This is a genomic window from Hespellia stercorisuis DSM 15480, from assembly GCF_900142165.1.
GTDB classification, from domain to species: Bacteria; Bacillota; Clostridia; order Lachnospirales; family Lachnospiraceae; genus Hespellia; species Hespellia stercorisuis.
This window is the reverse complement of record NZ_FQZY01000014.1, coordinates 1-18,310: the sequence shown is the minus strand read 5'-3', so window position 1 is coordinate 18,310 and position 18,310 is coordinate 1. Positions and strand designations below refer to the sequence as shown.

General features: G+C 45.4%; 16 protein-coding genes, 7 tRNA genes, 1 rRNA gene and 1 other RNA gene. 3 read left to right on the top strand and 22 right to left on the bottom strand.

Annotated features, from left to right (window positions below; translation table 11 throughout):
• Positions 1 to 11: 11 nt before the first annotated feature.
• The 9 genes from BUB85_RS05560 to ssrA form a co-directional block, all read right to left on the bottom strand.
• Entirely contained in the window at positions 12 to 1,448 is a 1,437-nt protein-coding gene (locus BUB85_RS05560; RefSeq protein ID WP_073106617.1) for a C40 family peptidase, read from the bottom strand.
• Positions 1,449 to 1,718: 270 nt separating this feature from the next.
• Positions 1,719 to 2,654 (bottom strand): thiamine pyrophosphate-dependent enzyme, encoded by a 936-nt coding sequence (locus tag BUB85_RS05555; RefSeq protein WP_073106612.1) that lies wholly within the window; start codon positions 2,652 to 2,654, stop codon positions 1,719 to 1,721.
• A 13-nt stretch (positions 2,655 to 2,667) separates the two neighbouring features.
• Positions 2,668 to 3,885 (bottom strand): transketolase C-terminal domain-containing protein, encoded by a 1,218-nt coding sequence (locus tag BUB85_RS05550; RefSeq protein WP_073106608.1) that lies wholly within the window; start codon positions 3,883 to 3,885, stop codon positions 2,668 to 2,670.
• A 1-nt stretch (position 3,886) separates the two neighbouring features.
• Positions 3,887 to 4,189, bottom strand: coding sequence for a 4Fe-4S dicluster domain-containing protein (locus BUB85_RS05545; protein ID WP_073106603.1), 303 nt, complete (start codon positions 4,187 to 4,189; stop codon positions 3,887 to 3,889).
• A gap of 2 nt (positions 4,190 to 4,191) precedes the next feature.
• Positions 4,192 to 4,764 carry a 2-oxoacid:acceptor oxidoreductase family protein gene (locus tag BUB85_RS05540; protein ID WP_073106597.1) on the bottom strand — a complete coding sequence of 191 codons (573 nt, stop codon included), beginning with the start codon at positions 4,762 to 4,764 and terminating at the stop codon, positions 4,192 to 4,194.
• Positions 4,765 to 4,848: 84 nt separating this feature from the next.
• The gene (locus tag BUB85_RS05535; RefSeq protein ID WP_073106592.1) at positions 4,849 to 6,435 is read right to left on the bottom strand and encodes an ABC1 kinase family protein; all 1,587 of its coding nucleotides are present in this window, start codon (positions 6,433 to 6,435) and stop codon (positions 4,849 to 4,851) included.
• Positions 6,436 to 6,447: 12 nt separating this feature from the next.
• Positions 6,448 to 6,810: a phasin family protein gene (locus BUB85_RS05530; protein ID WP_073106590.1), complete on the bottom strand. Its 363-nt coding sequence runs from the start codon at positions 6,808 to 6,810 to the stop codon at positions 6,448 to 6,450.
• Between the two features lie 137 nt (positions 6,811 to 6,947).
• Positions 6,948 to 7,997, bottom strand: a complete 1,050-nt coding sequence (locus BUB85_RS22290; RefSeq protein ID WP_084533926.1) for a diacylglycerol kinase — start codon at positions 7,995 to 7,997, stop codon at positions 6,948 to 6,950.
• Between the two features lie 269 nt (positions 7,998 to 8,266).
• Positions 8,267 to 8,608, bottom strand: a transfer-messenger RNA (tmRNA) gene (ssrA, locus tag BUB85_RS05515).
• A gap of 194 nt (positions 8,609 to 8,802) precedes the next feature.
• Here ssrA and BUB85_RS05510 point away from each other — a divergent pair.
• Entirely contained in the window at positions 8,803 to 10,329 is a 1,527-nt protein-coding gene (locus BUB85_RS05510; protein ID WP_143160663.1) for an InlB B-repeat-containing protein, read from the top strand.
• A 105-nt stretch (positions 10,330 to 10,434) separates the two neighbouring features.
• Positions 10,435 to 11,481 (top strand): aspartate--ammonia ligase, encoded by a 1,047-nt coding sequence (asnA, locus tag BUB85_RS05505; RefSeq protein ID WP_073106586.1) that lies wholly within the window; start codon positions 10,435 to 10,437, stop codon positions 11,479 to 11,481.
• 141 nt (positions 11,482 to 11,622) lie between these two features.
• Here asnA and BUB85_RS05500 read toward each other — a convergent pair whose 3' ends face one another.
• Together BUB85_RS05500 and BUB85_RS05495 are read right to left on the bottom strand one after the other, a co-directional pair.
• The gene (locus tag BUB85_RS05500; RefSeq protein ID WP_073106584.1) at positions 11,623 to 12,375 is read right to left on the bottom strand and encodes a YibE/F family protein; all 753 of its coding nucleotides are present in this window, start codon (positions 12,373 to 12,375) and stop codon (positions 11,623 to 11,625) included.
• Complete coding sequence (locus BUB85_RS05495; protein ID WP_242945358.1) at positions 12,372 to 13,481, bottom strand: YibE/F family protein; 1,110 nt, start codon at positions 13,479 to 13,481, stop codon at positions 12,372 to 12,374. The genes BUB85_RS05500 and BUB85_RS05495 overlap by 4 nt, the downstream gene beginning before the upstream one ends.
• A gap of 241 nt (positions 13,482 to 13,722) precedes the next feature.
• Between BUB85_RS05495 and BUB85_RS05490 the strand changes: the two genes are divergently transcribed.
• The gene (locus BUB85_RS05490) at positions 13,723 to 14,442 is read left to right on the top strand and encodes a DUF6465 family protein (protein WP_200803547.1); all 720 of its coding nucleotides are present in this window, start codon (positions 13,723 to 13,725) and stop codon (positions 14,440 to 14,442) included.
• A 189-nt stretch (positions 14,443 to 14,631) separates the two neighbouring features.
• Here the strand turns inward: BUB85_RS05490 and BUB85_RS05485 are convergent, their stop codons facing one another.
• The 11 genes from BUB85_RS05485 to BUB85_RS05435 form a co-directional block, all read right to left on the bottom strand.
• Positions 14,632 to 15,189, bottom strand: coding sequence for a CPBP family intramembrane glutamic endopeptidase (locus tag BUB85_RS05485; RefSeq protein ID WP_143160662.1), 558 nt, complete (start codon positions 15,187 to 15,189; stop codon positions 14,632 to 14,634).
• A 123-nt stretch (positions 15,190 to 15,312) separates the two neighbouring features.
• The gene (locus BUB85_RS05480; protein ID WP_073106578.1) at positions 15,313 to 15,918 is read right to left on the bottom strand and encodes a hypothetical protein; all 606 of its coding nucleotides are present in this window, start codon (positions 15,916 to 15,918) and stop codon (positions 15,313 to 15,315) included.
• Between the two features lie 281 nt (positions 15,919 to 16,199).
• Entirely contained in the window at positions 16,200 to 16,871 is a 672-nt protein-coding gene (locus BUB85_RS05475) for a methyltransferase family protein (protein ID WP_073106575.1), read from the bottom strand.
• A gap of 308 nt (positions 16,872 to 17,179) precedes the next feature.
• A tRNA-Leu gene (locus BUB85_RS05470) sits at positions 17,180 to 17,266 on the bottom strand.
• A gap of 41 nt (positions 17,267 to 17,307) precedes the next feature.
• Positions 17,308 to 17,380, bottom strand: a tRNA-Val gene (locus tag BUB85_RS05465).
• An 84-nt stretch (positions 17,381 to 17,464) separates the two neighbouring features.
• Positions 17,465 to 17,538: transfer RNA gene (locus BUB85_RS05460), tRNA-Asp, on the bottom strand.
• 24 nt (positions 17,539 to 17,562) lie between these two features.
• A tRNA-Ile gene (locus BUB85_RS05455) sits at positions 17,563 to 17,636 on the bottom strand.
• Between the two features lie 27 nt (positions 17,637 to 17,663).
• Positions 17,664 to 17,736: transfer RNA gene (locus BUB85_RS05450), tRNA-Thr, on the bottom strand.
• Between the two features lie 22 nt (positions 17,737 to 17,758).
• A tRNA-Glu gene (locus BUB85_RS05445) sits at positions 17,759 to 17,830 on the bottom strand.
• Between the two features lie 32 nt (positions 17,831 to 17,862).
• Positions 17,863 to 17,934, bottom strand: a tRNA-Asn gene (locus BUB85_RS05440).
• Between the two features lie 103 nt (positions 17,935 to 18,037).
• A 23S ribosomal RNA gene (locus tag BUB85_RS05435) occupies positions 18,038 to 18,310 on the bottom strand; the annotation flags it as partial.

Here is an 18,310-nt window from a genome sequence, read left to right as displayed (position 1 = left end):
TGACGGAACGGTCAGATCCGGGCGGGTGAAACGTAAACTACAGCGTCTGTCAATTCCTCCTTCCATGTGTTTCCGTTCCGCCTCTGCACGGACAGATTATTAATAATTACGCTCCGTACTTCTCTGACCGCTTTCTCTCCCGGCAGCCTCAGAGAACCGACGGAACTGAGCACATAGTATTCTTCTTTCTCTTTTCCCAGGTAGATCATCGTATGACCGGGAAAAAACAGCGCACTTCCGGGCGGGAGCGCATCCAACATACTGCCACGCTCTTCTTCCGTCATATCAGGTGAAAATTTCACACGTATCCCGGGAGCCTCTGCCTGACTGCCTGCATCCCTCGGCAACTGCAGCCCAAAACAGCTGTAGACCTCCTGTACCAGTTGGGAGCAGTCCACTGAATCAAACATCCCGCCCCATCCATAGCAGTTCCCCAGAAACTGTTCCGCCGTTTTCAGCACATTTTTCGTCGTGTAAGGCAGATAGCCTTCATGCACCCCCGCATTTTCCGGGATCGTCACATAGACGTTCTGATAGGTTCCATCCTTTTTCACAGCTGGAAGCTCCGCCACATAGCAGCCCCATGTGCATTGTGCCAATTCTGTTTTTTCCACTTCCCCCACCCGCAGCAGACGTACCTTCGTCCCCATGGTCAGTTCCTCTCCCGTTCGGATGCCATTCTGATTCTGGCGGCACTGCTCTATTCGCAGTCTCGGAACAGTCACCACAAGAAAATCCTTCATCTGCTGCGCTTTCATCCAGGTGTCCCGATTCGGGCAGACCGCAAAATGCTCCCTTTTCCCCCACCCCTCATAGTCATACATGATCACATGGTAAAATGTTCCATCCGCCGTCTCCCCGTCAATGAGCACAGGAGTGTTGACCCGGGCAGCCGTCACCTGAAACTTATCATAGTAAATGTCTGCCGCATCCGCCGACACAATATCGGGCTCCGGCCATATCTTGATATCCGCACGTCTGACACAGATTCCATACCGCATCTGCTGCCTCTCCCTGCTCTCCATATCCAGAATGTTCTTCTGATATTCTGCGAAATCCTCCTTCCGCAGTTTCTTCCCTGTACGATACACCGGATCCTCCAGCGGTTCCTGCTCCGCCCATTTCATTTTTCGCTTTGTCCCATCAAATTCCGTGGCCATCTTCCAAATGTCATTGACAAGAGCCTTTTTATGCAGGATCTCCGCATTAAACCGGTCGATTTCTTTTTTGTCCATCAGCAGATACTCCGGCCCGTCACATTTTCGAAGCCAGTAAGCAGCTTCGTACATCTCCTTCGTAACATTTGGTGCATACGTGATATACGGGCTCTGATTCATGGCGTCCTCCCCGTTTTCCCCTCTGCTGTCCAGGACAGGAGTGTGCAGCTCAAAGCACCTGCCGGCATCAGCTTGAAAATTGCGGTAATTCTTTTTTCCTTCTTTTAGCATATGCAGCCACCCATTCTTTTGTAATTACAAGATCATAAATTCACGCTGTGAATTTCTCCAAAACATTTCTCTTACCGCTTTCCTCTGCTTCGACATACAAACCGAAAAAAGGACTGCCACTTTCGTGACAATCCCTCTTCCCTCATTCTGTCTTTTACACTTTCTGTCATACTGTCTTTTGAACTTTCTCTCACACTGTTTTTGAACTTTCTTTCACACTGCCTTTTGACGTTCTCTCACACTGCCTTTCACACTATCTTCCGTACCGTCTTATTCACATCTCGCCCGCAGTTCTTCCCACCTGCGGTCGACCTCCGCCTGGTACTCAGCAATCAGATGCTCATTCTCCGGTTTGAAAAGATGCTTGAATCTCCCCTGCGACTTCAGAAATTCCTCGATCGGCAGCTTGTTCTTGGGCTCATAGGAAATGCTCCACTTGCCCTCAACAATCTCAAACATCGGCCAGTAGCAGGTTTCCACTGCCGCCTTGCAGATATCGATGATATCCGGTGCATTGTATCTCCAGCCACGCGGACATGGTGCCATGATATTTAGAAATGCCGGTCCCGGCGTGTAGATCGCCTTCTCGGACTTAGTGTACAAATCCTTCATATTTCCGATAAATGTAGTCTGCGCCACATACGGAATATTGTGCGCCGCCATGATCGCCGCCAGATCTTTCCGGTACTGCGGCTTTCCGTTGGATACCTTTCCCGCCGGAGTGGTGGTGGTATCCGCATACATCGGTGTCGCAGAAGAACGCTGGATTCCCGTATTCATATACGCACCGTTATCATAACAGACATAAACCATATCATGTCCGCGCTCCATCGCACCCGACAGGGACTGCAGACCGATGTCATAGGTTCCGCCGTCACCGCCAAAGGTGATAAATTTATAAGTCTCGTCTATTTTTCCTTTTTTCTTCAGTGCATTGTAGGCCGTTTCCACACCGCTCATAGTCGCGCCCGCATTTTCAAATGCAGTGTGAATGTAGCTGTCCTCATATGCCGTATACGGATACATGAAAGTAGATACCTCCAGACATCCGGTCGCGTTGCCGATGACCGCCCGATCCCCCGGATGAATTGCCTTCAGCACATTTCTTGCTGCGATCGTTCCACCACAGCCCGCGCACATTCTGTGTCCAGGTGCTAAGCGGTCTTCTCTCTCCTGTATTTCTTTGAAATTAAATGTATTGTCCATGTCTTAACACCTCCTATTCTCTGAGTCCTAAGTATCTGTATGTATCACCCGCTCCATTACTTGTGACATCTCCGGTGGAGGTGTTACCCACGCCGTGTTCCGCAATGTCAGCGAGGTCAGCAAAAATCTTCTCCACATCTTCCACACGAATATCTCTTCCAGATAAGCCGTAGACAATATTGACCGCCTCCGCCTTGCTCTTGCCCCGGAACAGTGCCGCCATCAGTTCCGCACCGAGCGGTCCTCCCTGTGAGCTGTAGCTCTCGCAGCGGTCCATAATCGCAATGGACTTACAGTTCTTCAGCGCCTCCACCATCTCCTCCGCGGGGAATGGCCGAAATACGCGCACCTTCAGGAGCCCGGCCTTCACACCCTGTTCCCGTAGCTTGTCGATAGCATCCTTCGCCGTTCCGCACGCCGAACCAATCGCAACGATGGCGTAGTCCGCATCTTCTAACTTATATTCCTCAAACAGACCGTACTCCCGGCCTGAGATTTCCGCAAATTCCTTCGCCACATCCAGAATCACCTGCTTGGCATTCTTCATAGCCTCAGCGTGCGCCTTCTTTGCCTCCATGCAGTAGTTTGACACCGCGTAAGCGCCAACTGCCATGGACTCCCTGGGATTAAGCAGAAAATGCTCCGGGTGGTATTCGCCCACGAACGGTTTCACCTTTTCATCCTCGATCAACTCGATGTTCTCCACCGCATGGCTGGTGATAAAGCCATCCTGGCAGATCATGATCGGCAGCATGACATCCTTGTGCTCCGCAATGCGGTATGCCTGCAGGAAGTTATCGTAAGCCTCCTGATTGTTCTCCGCATAAATCTGCAGCCAGCCCGAATCTCTGGCGCCCATACTGTCCGAGTGCTCGCAGTTGATATTCAGCGGTCCGGTCAGGGCACGGTTCACCACCGCCATGGTGATCGGCACTCTCGTAGAAGCCGCCACGTAAATGACCTCCCACATGAGGGCAAGTCCTGCTGAAGATGTAGCCGTCATGGTTCTCGCTCCCGCAGCGGACGCTCCGATTGCCGCACTCATGGCGCTGTGCTCGCTCTCCACCGGAATAAATTCTGTATCCATCTCCCCATTTGCTATATAATTTGCAACAAACTGTGGTAACTCCGTAGAAGGAGTGATTGGAAATGCCGGCATGACATCCGGATTCACTTGCTTCATCGCGTATGCAACTGCTTCATTTCCCGACATTCTCTCTTTGACTGCCATCTTACTTTCCCTCCTTCATCGTAATCGCACCGAACGGACAGGCGCTCACGCAGATGCCGCATCCCTTGCAGTGGCCCAGATCAAATTCCCCGCGCTTTCCATCCTTCACCGGAATACTGCTGTCCGGACAATAAGGCACACAGAGCAGACACTGTCTGCATTTTTCCATGTCAAGCACCGGCGTGTTGGTTCTCCATTCCCCTGTGTCAAATGTCTTCGAAGTCGCAGGCTCATATACATGCAGCCCCATATGAAGGTCCTGCCATCTCGTCTGTTCGTTGATATCTTTCACTTTTAAACTCATCTTTAGCATACCTCCTGTAAGGCGAGCTCAAGCGCCTTCATATTTCCCTGCAGCACTTCCGGTTTCTTCGCGAACTTATGCTTTAAGGATGCTTCCATCTCTCTTAAGAATACGTCCGGTTCCATCACGCCAGACACCTTGACGATTGCCGCCAGCATCGGAGTATTTGGAAAATATTTTCCCAGTGTTTTCATGCAGACATCATGTGCATCGATGGTGTAGACTGCGCCCTCGTACCCCTTGAGCAGCGGACGGATCTCCTCCTTGGAAAGTGCGGTGTTGATCAGGATTCCGCCCTCTTTTTTCAATCCGTTCGTCACATCGACACCGTGGAGCAGGGTCTCATCGACCACCACCACGAAATCCGGATCGTAAATATTCGAATGAACCCGGATTTGTGTATCGCTGATCCGGTTAAATGCCGTAATGGGTGCTCCCATTCGCTCCGGACCGTACTCCGGAAACCCCTGTACGTATTTCCCGATGCTGAAAGCAACATCAGCCAGCAAAAGCGCCGCGGTCTTTGCCCCCTGCCCGCCGCGACCGTGCCAGCGTATTTCTGTTAAACTGCTCATGATTCTCCTCCTTTGTAAATATCAGATTTTTTGAATAATTATACTGATTTTATCACATTTATTCATCATGTACCAGCCGGTTTTCTATCTTTTCCGCTTCTTCACATGGCGCAGAAGCACAAAAATCATCAGAATCAACGCTGCAATGTATCCCACAATTCCAAGCATGGGAATCCCGAGCATCCGCGGCTTCATATCGGTCAGACAGAGAATGCTGGAGCTGACGAGCAGTGCCGTGATCAGAAATCCGATTACCAGGTTTTTCACCAGTGTGTTCATCATCCGCGCCAGATCGTCCGATGCATGCAGGTCGAGATTGATTCTCGTCTCCCCCCTGCGGTACTCCTGCAGGATATCTGCGGCAAGAATCGGAATATCCACCGTCTTGTGCAAGGCTTCATGAAGTCTGCGCCCTTCCTTCAGCACGCTTTTCTTCCAGTCAAAATCCTGCAGCCATTGCTCATTCATTCTCGCCGCCGCGATCTCCACCATGTTAATATCCGGGCTGATTTCCATCAGAACCCCTTCCATGGTGGACAGTCCCCGTGCGAGCATGGTGAGACCATGGGGCATGGAGATGCGGTTGGCTTTCATAATCTCCAGAAGATCCTCCATAACCTTTGCCAGATCAATTTCCCCAAGCTCCATCTTACCATAGCGCTTCATCAGTTCCGTGATATCCTTATAGAGCCGCGCATGATCCGGCTCCCCGCGAAACTCTCCCAGAGTTGTCACCGCATCCATGATCCGGCCTGCATCCGACTGGGCCAGCCCCAACACGGCCTCGCTGATCTGCTCTTTGTCCCGCGCAGACAGCCTTCCCATCATGCCCATATCCATCCAGACGATTTTCCCGTCCCGAATACGCAGATTCCCTGGATGTGGATCTGCCTGAAAGAAACCGTCCTCCAGAATCTGCTGCATATAGTGATTAACCAGTTTCTTTCCGATCTCGTCTAGATCGTATCCGGCCTCGTTCAGAGCCTCTTTATCGTCGATCTCGAAGCCATCCACATATTCCATGACCAGCACCTGATTTGTAGAATATTCCCGGTACAGCTTCGGACAGCAGGCGTAGGCAATTTCCTTACTGTTGGCCGCGAACTCTTCCATATTGGAGGCCTCCTTCAGAAAATTCATCTCCTCCTGCGCCACAGTCCACATCTCGTCCAGCACCATGTTCAAATCGACAGACTCCTTGATGCTGACCGGTGGTACCAGCCGGACTGCCCTGTGGAGAAGTCCGATGTCCCTCGCCATCATCTCATAGATCCCGGGGCGCTGTACCTTCACCACCACGTCCTCACCGGACCGCAGCACGGCGCGGTGCACCTGGGCAATCGAAGCCGCCCCCAGCGGAGTCTCCTCCACGGAGGCAAATATTTCTTCCGGCGGACATCCGTAAGAATCTGTCAGCATCTGACGCACTTCTCCAAACTCCAGAGGGTTGACGCTGGATCGCAGTTTCATAAGCTCCAGACAATATCTGGACGGCAGGATATCCGAGCGCATGGACGCTATTTGACCCAGCTTCACATACGTAGGCCCCAGGTCTGCCAGAATCTGGCGCAGTTTTTCCGGATTCATTCCCGCTGTCAGCTTATGCCGGTGCAGCACCGCTGTAATTTCTTTCATTCTCTGAACATACTCATTGCTATCTTTACCACTCATATTTATCGTTCCTTATGAAGCAGTGCCATTAGAATCCGCTTCTTCTGTTCCCTTTGTTTCCTCTGCCTCCGCTGCCGCCAGCTCCATCTCCGCAATCTTTGCTTTCATCTGAGCGAGCTGCTCTGGCGTCATTTTAGAAACCAGATCAATCATATCATCGGGATTCTCCGGTGTAACCTTCACTGTCATCTTCTCTTTCATTTTTTCAGAAGCCTTATGCTTCAGTTCTTCATTCAGCACCTTCCCCTGCTCCACGGTCAGCTCACCTTTTTTCACCAGTTCCTCAAGCACGTCCTTTGACTTATCCGCTGTAATTGCCACTGCTCCGATACCTGCCAATACGATTTTTTTCAAAGAATCTCCCATTTTTTCCATAATGTTCTCCTTTCCTGTGCAAGCACTGCCACATGCCGTTTCTGCTGCGGCTCTCTACTCTCGCACGCAAATCCTCGTGTTTCCTTTCTATAGTCAACCGGATTTTTCAATCCGCATGGCCACACTCTCATATTGCCCTATGTGAACAGCGCAATTATCTTCGGGACGAAAATGAATCCGCCAATCACAGCCGCGATAATTGCCGCCACCAGCACGGCTCCCGCCGCCATATCCTTCGCCTTTTTGGCCCGCACATCAAACTCTTCCGTCACCAGATCCACCGTGCACTCCACCGCCGTATTAACCAGTTCCAGGCTGATGACAAGCGCGCAGAGAATCAGGCAGATACACCACTCCGTGGCAGACAGCTTCAAGGTGATGCCAAACACGATCACCATACAGAGTGCGAAATAATGGATCATCATATTCCGTTCACTCTTGAGCCCTTCCACAATTCCAGAAAATGCATTGTAAAAACTATAGAACAGATGATTAGTCTCCGGCTTCTTCCGCTTGTAAAACAGCGACTCATCCATATCCAGATATTTTCCCACAACCAGCGTGTAAACCAGCAGATAAATCACAGAGACAAGATAACCGCCCAGAATATCTGTCGCGTAGTGTACGCCGAGATACACCCGGCTGCATCCCACCAGTAGAATCAGCAGCAGACACAATGCAATTGATGCCGCTCTTCGTTTTGCCCCCATCTTTGTCTGGAGTAATAAGAAGACCAGAAATCCATAAAATGACGCCGCAATCATGGCATGTCCACTTGGAAAGCTGTACCCAGTCTCCGCGATCAGACGAAAGTCTTCCGGCGGGCGCATCCGCATAATATTTCCCTTGATTGCCAGATTCAGCAGCAGAGTCAGTATCAGATTGCCAAACAACGCCACCAGATACCGTCTCTGCTTCAGAATATGGATCATGAACATGCTGACTGCAAACAGAACTACAGGGTGTACCATATTCGTCATCAGTTTGAAAAAGCCGTAGAGAAAGCCGTTCCGTGCCGATCTTACAATCTGGATAACCGTATTATCAAGCCACTCTGTCCGATAGGCTCCTGTCACATCCATTGTCAGCAAAACAAATAGAATTACACTGACAACAAACACAACAATCTTAAATCTGGACCATATCCTAATCATCTTGTTTCCGGTGGGTGTCTCACTCTTCACCATGTCTGTTTTCCTCCGTTCCGGTTCTGTATCTGTAAAGGGCTCTCCGCGGTAATTTCAGCGGCGGCCCTTTTCTTCTTTCGACTCATTTTAGATATTCCCTTATATTGCTTTTAGTATAACAGATTTGTCAGAAAGTGTCTTATTCGCATACTATAATTTATGATTTTTTTATCAGCGACACTAGGTAATGTCTGCGCATCAGAACGCAAAAAAGAACAAATCAAAAATAGGGAAACACCCGTAAATCAGGCATTTCCCTATTTTTAAAGTAGTGGACCTGGCGGGAATCGAACCCGCGTCCAAAAACTCATCCCATGTACTTCTACTATCATAGTCAGTTATTTGACATTCCCTCTACCACACGAAAACTAACATCCTTGCGGCTTCAGTAGCTTCATAATACGCCCACTGGCTCAAAGCTTTGCCAATGTCGTTTCTCACAGAGTCGACGCCAGATTCTTAATGTGTGAGTGCACTAAGGCTGACGAGCAGCAACTAGGCTGCTAACGCGTAATTTTCGTCTGCGTTTAAATTTAAGTTTGCGGTTTAACGCACCTTCCTGCGGATAGCTTCTCCATCTTCAAAGTCCCTGTCGAAACCAGTACAAGCCCTAAGTGTATCACTTAGAATCGGGATAAATTATAATCCCTTCTGCTGGTGTACAGACGATGTTTCTATATTCTAGTCTTTATAGAACAAAAAGTCAAGAGAATTGCTTCATTTTCTCCACGATTTTATTTACATTTTACTTACGAAGTGATACTATAATGAAAGGTATTTTGGGGAGAAGTAGTGGGAGTATAACATGCAAAGGAAGACCGGCCTTAGATTCAAGGGGAATTTAGCAGGAACAATAATAGGCATAGCATTCATGTGGGTTCTGATGAGCCCACTGATTTGTTATGCCGAAATTGCAAGTGACAACGCCTTTGAGGGCGTCTCCTGGGAAATGGTTCGCGAAGAGCCAATTGTCTCCCAGGGTACCGGAGTTGTCCAGTCCATCTGCTGTACACAAGATTATATTGTCTGTATAGAGAATACCTCTGATTTTACCACTGACCCGGATACGATTTCCATTTTCTATAAAAATGATGTCGACGCAGACGGCAATCCGGTGGAACAGTATTCTCTTTTCAAACAGATTACGGACAAGAACTATGAACATGCCAACGGCATGGCCTATAATCCCAATACCAACGAAATATTAGTCAGCCTTTACACGAACAATGAAGGGGATGACAATATCGGTTCCCTCTATATCATGGATGCCAGTACCTTCGAGTACAAAACCAAGGTACAGATCAGCACCGACTACAACATTCTCGGTATCGATTACGATGAATCCAATGACCGCTATGTGATTCAGACAAACGTCGACGGGAATTACAGCTTTAAGATTCTGGATTCCAACTATCAGATCATCGAGGATCTCGGGGAGTATGCTGACACCGCGGAGGGTGATAATTTTCAGGACCTGTGTGTGGTCGGAGATTATATCATCAACTTTCCGCTTGCTCTGAATCTTGGAATTGGTGATTTTGTTCACATGTACTCCATTTCGCGCAAGACAATGGTCTCCTCAAGCCAGCTGGACTTCAAGTTTGAAGGCGTCACTTCCGATGAACCAGAGTCCCTCTGCGAGATAGATCCCGGTGTGTTTCTGGCCGCTGTCAATGTTACCCTGACCGATGGCTCCAAAAAGCTGCGTCTGTATCGGACTACTGTCCCTTACAATTTTACTGTCACAACCTCTGCTGAAAACGGAACCATATCCGACGGCTCCAAGACCGCACTGAGTGGCGAAAGCTATAAGGTCACCTTCTCCCCTGACGAGAAGTACAAGCTCTCCGCTTTGACCATCGATGGCAGTGATGTGGACATCACAAAATATCCGGACAGCTATACCTTCGAGAATGTTTCCAGTGACCACACCGTAAAAGCAACTTTCGAGGAAATGACCTTCGGTGAAAAAGTCAGCAGCTTCTTCTCTTCCGGCAAAGATAAAAAGGCTGCAGAAGTTGCCTCCGCTGATCAGGAAAACAAATCTGATAACAACGCTTCGAAAAAAGACGATTCAACGAAAAACACAAAAACCGCCAAATCCACGGACAACACAAAAAAATCGTATACCGGGCTGATTATTGCGCTGGTTCTACTGGTGATTCTGGGCGGTCTGGCACTGTACCTGCGTATCATTTACGTTCGGCGTATGCGAATCATCAAACGCCGCCGTGCAAACCGTGAGCGCCGCCGTATAATCCATGAATATCAGGAACACGAACTGGATGAACTGGAAGACATCGAGATGCGTGAATATATTGAAATAAAATAACATATGCAATACCAATAAGTACAAACGAGCCATGCGCCTGCTTGAAAACGCATGCCTAAGATCGTATGAAACTACAGTGACTACATTTTTTAAAGGAGATTTCACATGAACAAACAAGGAAAAACCATAATTCCGTCTGCTGCAGACCGAATGAACATTCCGGCAGACTACACTTCTGCACTGGATATCAAGCAAACAGAGATTGCCATCAAACAAGTTAAGGATTTCTTCGAGAGAGAGCTGGCCATCCAGTTGAATCTAAAGCGTGTTTCCGCGCCGCTTTTCGTTACACCCGAATCCGGATTGAACGATAATCTCAACGGTGTGGAACGTCCGGTATCTTTCGGAATTAAGGAGCAGCGCGGACAGCGTGCTGAAATCGTACACTCCCTTGCCAAGTGGAAACGTCTGGCTCTGAAAAACTACAATTTCGAGGAAGGCGAAGGTCTCTACACGGACATGAACGCAATCCGCCGCGATGAGGATACCGACAACATCCATTCCATTTTCGTTGATCAGTGGGACTGGGAAAAAATCATCCGCAGGGAAGACCGAACAACAGATACCCTGATCCATACAGTCAAATCCGTGTACGAAGCACTCCGTGTCACCGAAAAATATATGGCCAACAAATACGACTATATCCAGTGTTTTCTTCCGGAGGAGATTACCTTTATCACCTCGCAGGAATTGGAGGATAAGTATCCGGGTCTGACTTCTAAAGAGCGCGAAAAAGCCATTGCAAAAGAAAATGGTGCAGTATTTATCATGCAGATTGGTGGGGTCCTGAACTCCGGAGAGCCGCATGACGGACGCGCACCTGACTATGATGACTGGTCTCTGAACGGTGACATCATTGTGTACTATCCTGTTCTGGACATGGCTTTGGAGCTCTCCTCCATGGGAATCCGTGTAGATGAAAATGCTCTCAAAGAACAGCTCGCCATCGCAGGCTGCCCGGAACGTGCCGAGTTTCCATTCCAGAAAGCATTGTTAAGCGGAGAACTCCCTTATACAATCGGCGGGGGAATCGGTCAGTCCCGAATCTGTATGTTCTTCCTTCGGAAAGTACATATTGGTGAGGTACAGGCTTCTCTCTGGCCGGACGACGTCTGGGCAAAGGCAAAGGAAAACGCACTGCAGCTGCTGTAATTTATCGGATTGAGCATGTACGATATCCGAGGTGTAAAGTGGATTGTGAATGCCCTCTTTACAAAACAAAAATAGTCAAGTGGATTTTAAGTATCCGCTTGACTATTTTTTATAACCGCACGCAGCTTTGCTTTTCCTCCATCAATCCCAATCCTTAAACATCGTGGATGACACATACGCACTGAGCGGAATGACAATCAGACATCCAATTGCACTGAACATAATACATGAGAAATCCTGCAGGAACGCCTTTGAGTTAATCATCTGAACCACTGAATAATTGTATTTCTGCAGATATAAAAACAACATCAGAGCCTCTCCTATATAGGCAAAATAAAGCGTATTCAAAGTCGTTGCCAGCACATCCCGTCCCATCGTAATCCCCGATCTGAATAACATTTTCTTAGACAGGGAAGGATTGTTGACATGCACCTCATATATCGCCGAAGAAATCGCCACAGCCGTATCCATTACTGCACCAAGAAGTCCGATAATGATAAGAGAGATACACACCATATTCATATCGATATGTATATTGAACGAATAGTACATCGAAAGATCCCCCTTCAGTTCAATCTCATTCAACCCGTTCAGGTGCATCCGGCTTCCGATCAAAAATACTCCCACAAACAAAACCAGCATCACACATGCTACCGAGATAACCGCCGCAATCGTTTTCTTATTTCTCCCATTCTGATACAGCAGCGTAATCCCATTGATAAACAGACTCCCGGCTATTGTTACAAGAACCGGCCATATTCCGCTGCTCATCAAAAGAATCATTGCGATGAATACGATAATATTTCCGCAGAGTGCTATGAGCGACATGGCCCCGCGCTCACCACCAATCAGAAGAATCAGCACGAAAAATATGGCAGCAAGAATAAGTATCATAACTTTTTCCTCCTTATCTTCAGTAAAACGGCAGACAGCAGGATGGATATCGGGATTCCAAGCATAATCCCGATCCCGCCAATCAGGAATCTGCAGATTTCAAATGGTATCTGAATGCGGATGATCGTGAACAGACGGATCTGATTTTTTATCTTGATAATCATCAACGGCATCAGGCCGCATATATATGTAAAAAGCAGTACATTGATCATCGTCCCCATAATATCATATCCCAGTTCCCTCCCAGAGCGTATCATCTGCCTGAATGAGACGTTTGGATCCTTCACGACCAGTTCGTTCAATGCGCTGGAAATAGAGACGGAAACATCCATAATTGCGCCCAGACCCGCAATCGAAATGCTGGCAATAAAAATCGTCTCCAGATCCTGGCCACCGGTAATATAATCTAAATTTGCATAATCAATATCCCCGCCATATTCCAGCACGATTCGAAACAATGCAATTGAAATAAATGTTGTCATAAATGTTGCCGCAATAGCAATCATCGTCCTCTTATTGACTCCATTTACAATAAAGAGTGTACAGACTGTGAAGATTACAATCATTATGTTGCACAGCCTGATCAAGTCAGCTCCATTCTCGTACATAATCAGTGCAAACACAAAAATGCCGATATTGATTGCAAGCGAGACCAGAGCAAAAATTCCACGCTTTCCTGCCAGGATCAACACAAGATAGACCAACAGAGCCAGCAGAAGGATTCCATACTGATCTCTTTTGATTCCACTGACTGTTGCGGATGAAATTTCCCCTTCTCCTGAAATATTCAGAAAGACCTGGTCACCACGTCTGCATTTTTCTGTGTCGATCAGCGAATATTCATATGAGTTTTTGACTGTAATTTTCTTTCCCTTATAAGTGCCGTTCAATACCTTCACCGTCAGCTTCTGTGTATAAGTCGGCTCAGATGCATTCTCACTTGCACTGTTATAATTCGTTGCACTTCCGGTCTCCTCCGTCTGGACCTTTACAACCTTTCCAATTGTCGTCTTATAAGCACCTGCATTGTGAAAAGCAAATAGCACGATCAGAAGAAGAGCCATTCCCAGTATCATCTGCCATGCATATTGTTTTAACCTTTCCATCTGTATATCCTCCAAATCATCCAAGTCAAGCATAAATACATTTATTAGTATATCACTCCTGTCAAGATATGCCTTAACGGAAAACTACTCATTTCACTATAGGCAAAATACACAGCACGAGCAGGAAAAATCCCCCGTAACACTAACAAACGCCCAAATTTCGGGAAAACTTGCAATTGCATCACATTTGAGTTATTATAATAGCGAAACACAGTTTTGAAGTTCTAGGAGGGAAAAGAACATGCCATTATCCAAAAATAGTAAAACACCAACGACACCTATTGCTAAGACCAGTACAAAAGATACAATCAAACCTGAAGTAAAGGCGGATGCAAAGACAACTGCTGCTCCTGCTAAGACAGAAGCAAAAGCAGTTACGCCTGCTAAAGTAGAAGATACCGTAAAAGCTCCTGCTAAGACTGCAGCAGCTGAGACAGCTAAAACAACCACAACCGTAAAAGCGGATGCAAAAGCTGCTGCTCCTGCTAAAGCAGAGACAAAGACTGTCGCTCCTGCTAAAGCTGCTACACCAGCTAAAACAGTGGCAACAACTACTGCCCCTGCTAAAACAGAAGTAAAAGCTGCCCCTGCTAAAGTAGAAGTAAAAGCTGTTCCTGCTAAAACAGAGACAAAAGCTGCTACAGCTAAGACAGAAGAAAAACCAGTAGCAAAAAAGACCGCTGTCAAGAAAACTGCAGCTAAAAAGACCGCTACTAAAACCACTGCAAAAAAAACCACTGCATCTAAGACTGCTACTAAAGTGAAAACCCATGAAGTATATGTTCAGTATGAGGGAAAAGAAATTTCAGCAAATTCTATATTAGAACAAGTGAAAAAGATTTGGACTGATAATCTCGGAAAAAAAGTTTCTGATATAAAGGATATCAAGATCTATATCAAACCACAAGAATCAAAAGCTTACTATGTTATCAATGACGTAACTGGAAGCGTTGATATCTAAGAATTGTTAGTTATATAGAATACATACCCCAGACAGAACAGGATTTCCAAAGTGTGAAATCCTGTTTTTATATTTTTCTATACGTTTTTCTTTCTGCCTTTCTCACATCTTCTATTTTAAGACGCCATCACGATCCCAGTGCTCAAAAAATGTTCAAAGATTTCCACTTCGCAAACTGGAATTTTCGCCTTAACCGACCAGTAATGCATACGCTAAATCGTACAGCGTATGTGCTATTATAGGATTCCATATAGATTTACCTTTCTGTAATAACCTACAAAATATAATTCCCCAAATCAACGCTGCTATACTTTGTCCGATTATCCCAGCAAAATCAAATATACCAAATCTGAAGAATTTTATAAAATACGCTGGCCAATGTAGTATTACAAACAAAATAGTTGTTATGAATGTGGCTTTTATATGTGTTGTGTTTTTTACCAACGCATTATATCCCCATCCTCTAAAGACCATTTCCTCAACAAAACCAACTAGCATAAATTTTATAATTACTAATCCTAATATTTCATCGTCATTAAAGAAAAATCCTTTATGTACCCAAAACATACTAACTATCACATAGCACATAGACAATATCAAAACAGTAACTAATGTTTTATCAAATTTGGGATATGAAAACAGTTTTATTTTATCAATGCTAACATTTTCACTGTATTTTACTATCATAAATACAGCTGGCATTCCCCAAAGAATACGACTTATATATCCGTAAATGCATTGTCCCACACTGTTATCATTATTTGAAAATATGTAATCAGAATATCCCCATGCATCAGTAATTATAGACCAGAACACAGTATACAGGATAAGCGAAAAAACAATCTTCTTTGAATTAATATTTCTTTCCGTCTAAAATCGACTATCTATCGCTGTTTCTATTGCATCCCTAATATATTCATCACTGAAAGGTTCCATATTTGGGGATATCGTCTGCCAAAAAATATTTCCGTCACTTGAATCAATTCTTACTTCTAGTGAAATGTCTTGATTGTACATTTTTTGTAAAATTGTCTCGATTGTATTGACATACTCACTTTCCATAATTGTATCCTTTAGTTGAATTTCTAAAATCAAATATGCATTACTTTCCTGAATAAACTGATTTAGAGAACATTGTAAATCCCATTTTTTTTCGGATACTCCCATTTCCGGAATCACTTTATATGTTTCTATGTCATCCCCATTTTCAATTAATAATTCTCCCTTTTTTATTAAATCGTTCCAAAATAACCATAACGAAAAATCATCTTTCAACTGCCCATTAGAAGTAACAACTGCATTAAATTCTTGATTCACATTTTCCTTTGGAGCTGCTATACAAGAATATGAATTAATCAAGCCCTGTTTATTGTATTTTTCGTTTTTTACCATCACAAATTCGCAATTATATTTTTCTTTTAATAGTTCTAATAATTCCATCTTTCCAGATTCCTGATCTGTAAATGCTGTTTTCATAGAACAACCACCTGTTATTATAACTATGGTCATTGTTACTATTGATATCAATAGTAATCGAAGTTTTCCATCCATCACACACCCATTCCAATCTTCTCTGCAAAATTCACTTCTTTAGAAAGAGAAAGCAGACATAATCTCCATATGGGAATACGTTCATTATCTAAAAAAGAACTATCCAACAATTTTTATTTTCCTATAACCTTTCTGAATAGGATTCACTATTTTTATTTTCATGTATCTCATGTGGCTTTCTTGCAAACTGGAATTTGCCCGCTTAATCACCAAACAAAGGGAAGCAGCCTATACTTTGTTTGACTTGTGTATTCAAGATATCCTTCCAGGCCTTGCTTAAGCATCTTATCTTCCAATGCCGTTCTTACAACGATGATCAACGCTGTTATTGCCATACATATCCAAACACGCACATAAGGAAATATCATACATAGCCCGATACAATTCAAAATCAGCCCACTATATGCAGGGTGCCGCACAATACTATAAGGCCCCGTTTTACATACCGTTTGATTTCTATCTCTTTGGATTCTGGCTGTGGATTCCAAAAAAGTATTTTCCAAGAGTGCTTTTGTGGAAATCCAAGCTGCAAAAAAGATTGCCACCATGCCACACCAATATACGATACCTAGATGTTCTTCTGTTTCGGATGCACCGGCAAGCCAATAAACCACAAAATAGTTTAACAGCCAGAATAATGCTAAGAGCACCTTATCCCATAATGGTGAACTCGTAGCTGTTTTCCCTCTTTGCGCAAGTGTTTCCTCGTTTGCTTTCAATAAAAGCAAAGAAATAATCATTGTACCTGCAAAAAGGGAAATAAAATAGATGCTTCCGGCATAGGTCAGTACAAAACCAGCACCGGCCAAATACAAGGAGAATCCTATTATCTTCTGCAAAAGAACTCTTACAAGATAGACCATCGCTTTTTTTCTCATTGTAACCACCTCATTTGCTAACTTCATTCGAGAAGCATCGCTCGCAGAAGAGCTCACTCAATTCAATTTTATCCAGCTCCCACTACTCATAGTATAATTCTATTTTATAAAATTCACAAGAAAAAAAGGCATGAGAGACTTCCATATCTCTGCATACCCTTTTATGCATTCCATGTTATTAACAGTAACCATCTACTAGTATAAGCGACATTAAATATAGCTTGATTTTACTGGCTGTACAACTTTTTCAACAAAACAAGAAGTGCCTCAAACCCTTAAATATAAGGATTTGAAGCACCTCTCAATAATGCCGCAGACCGGAATCGAACCGGTACGGGAGTATAAGTCCCGCAGGATTTTAAGTCCTGTGCGTCTGCCAGTTCCGCCACTGCGGCATATGCTTAGGAATACCCTATTCAATTTAAAACGACACAAATGGGACCTACAGGGCTCGAACCTGTGACCCCCTGCTTGTAAGGCAGGTGCTCTCCCAGCTGAGCTAAGATCCCATGGATATAAAGAGCATAGCATACAATAAATGGCTGTATATTGAATGCTTATAGACGCTATGCGATGGTGCATAAACATCAAAGCGACCCGGAAGAGACTCGAACTCTCGACCTCCGCCGTGACAGGGCGGCGCTCTAACCAACTGAGCCACCGGGCCAAATACTATTAAATTATAAAAAAATGGACCTTCGGGGACTCGAACCCAGGACCGATCGGTTATGAGCCGATTGCTCTAACCAGCTGAGCTAAAGGTCCAAATTATTTCGTCCCTAAATGGAACAAAGCCGTTGATCGGACTCGAACCGATGACCTGCTGATTACAAATCAGCTGCTCTACCAACTGAGCCACAACGGCATAACTGTTTAACGTAGAAAAATGACTCCACCGGGAATTGAACCCGGGTTACCGCCGTGAAAGGGCGATGTCTTAACCGCTTGACCATGGAGCCTTAATTTTTTATTTATTATTTCATAAGAAAAACTCCCCGAGCTGGGCTCGAACCAGCGACCCTTCGGTTAACAGCCGAATGCTCTACCACTGAGCTATCGAGGAATATTCAGGTAAACATCTTACTCTAACGAGTATTAAGTGTATACCTTCAAAACTTCACACAAAGAGTTAAATACTATCTAATCCATCCTATTACCTATTCCGTTTGGTTATGCCCTCGACCTATTAGTAACAGTCAGCTCCATACATTACTGCACTTCCACCTCTGTCCTATCTACCTTGTCGTCTTCAAGGGGTCTTACTAACTTGACGTTATGGGATATCTCATCTTGAGGGGGGCTTCACGCTTAGATGCCTTCAGCGTTTATCCCTTCCCGGCTTGGCTACTCTGCTATGCTCTTGGTAGAACAACAGATACACCAGCGGCCAGTCCAACCCGGTCCTCTCGTACTAAGGTCAGCTCCTCTCAAATATCCTA

Excerpts from the sequence above, each read along its gene's own strand:
- BUB85_RS05560 (WP_073106617.1), bottom strand. The coding sequence starts at position 1,448 with ATGCTAAAAGAAGGAAAAAAGAATTACCGCAATTTTCAAGCTGATGCC.
- BUB85_RS05555 (WP_073106612.1), bottom strand. The coding sequence starts at position 2,654 with ATGGACAATACATTTAATTTCAAAGAAATACAGGAGAGAGAAGACCGC.
- BUB85_RS05550 (WP_073106608.1), bottom strand. The coding sequence starts at position 3,885 with ATGGCAGTCAAAGAGAGAATGTCGGGAAATGAAGCAGTTGCATACGCG.
- BUB85_RS05545 (WP_073106603.1), bottom strand. The coding sequence starts at position 4,189 with ATGAGTTTAAAAGTGAAAGATATCAACGAACAGACGAGATGGCAGGAC.
- BUB85_RS05540 (WP_073106597.1), bottom strand. The coding sequence starts at position 4,764 with ATGAGCAGTTTAACAGAAATACGCTGGCACGGTCGCGGCGGGCAGGGG.
- BUB85_RS05535 (WP_073106592.1), bottom strand. The coding sequence starts at position 6,435 with ATGAGTGGTAAAGATAGCAATGAGTATGTTCAGAGAATGAAAGAAATT.
- BUB85_RS05530 (WP_073106590.1), bottom strand. The coding sequence starts at position 6,810 with ATGGAAAAAATGGGAGATTCTTTGAAAAAAATCGTATTGGCAGGTATC.
- BUB85_RS22290 (WP_084533926.1), bottom strand. The coding sequence starts at position 7,997 with ATGGTGAAGAGTGAGACACCCACCGGAAACAAGATGATTAGGATATGG.
- BUB85_RS05510 (WP_143160663.1), top strand. The coding sequence starts at position 8,803 with ATGCAAAGGAAGACCGGCCTTAGATTCAAGGGGAATTTAGCAGGAACA.
- asnA (WP_073106586.1), top strand. The coding sequence starts at position 10,435 with ATGAACAAACAAGGAAAAACCATAATTCCGTCTGCTGCAGACCGAATG.
- BUB85_RS05500 (WP_073106584.1), bottom strand. The coding sequence starts at position 12,375 with ATGATACTTATTCTTGCTGCCATATTTTTCGTGCTGATTCTTCTGATT.
- BUB85_RS05495 (WP_242945358.1), bottom strand. The coding sequence starts at position 13,481 with ATGGAAAGGTTAAAACAATATGCATGGCAGATGATACTGGGAATGGCT.
- BUB85_RS05490 (WP_200803547.1), top strand. The coding sequence starts at position 13,723 with ATGCCATTATCCAAAAATAGTAAAACACCAACGACACCTATTGCTAAG.
- BUB85_RS05480 (WP_073106578.1), bottom strand. The coding sequence starts at position 15,918 with ATGAAAACAGCATTTACAGATCAGGAATCTGGAAAGATGGAATTATTA.
- BUB85_RS05475 (WP_073106575.1), bottom strand. The coding sequence starts at position 16,871 with ATGAGAAAAAAAGCGATGGTCTATCTTGTAAGAGTTCTTTTGCAGAAG.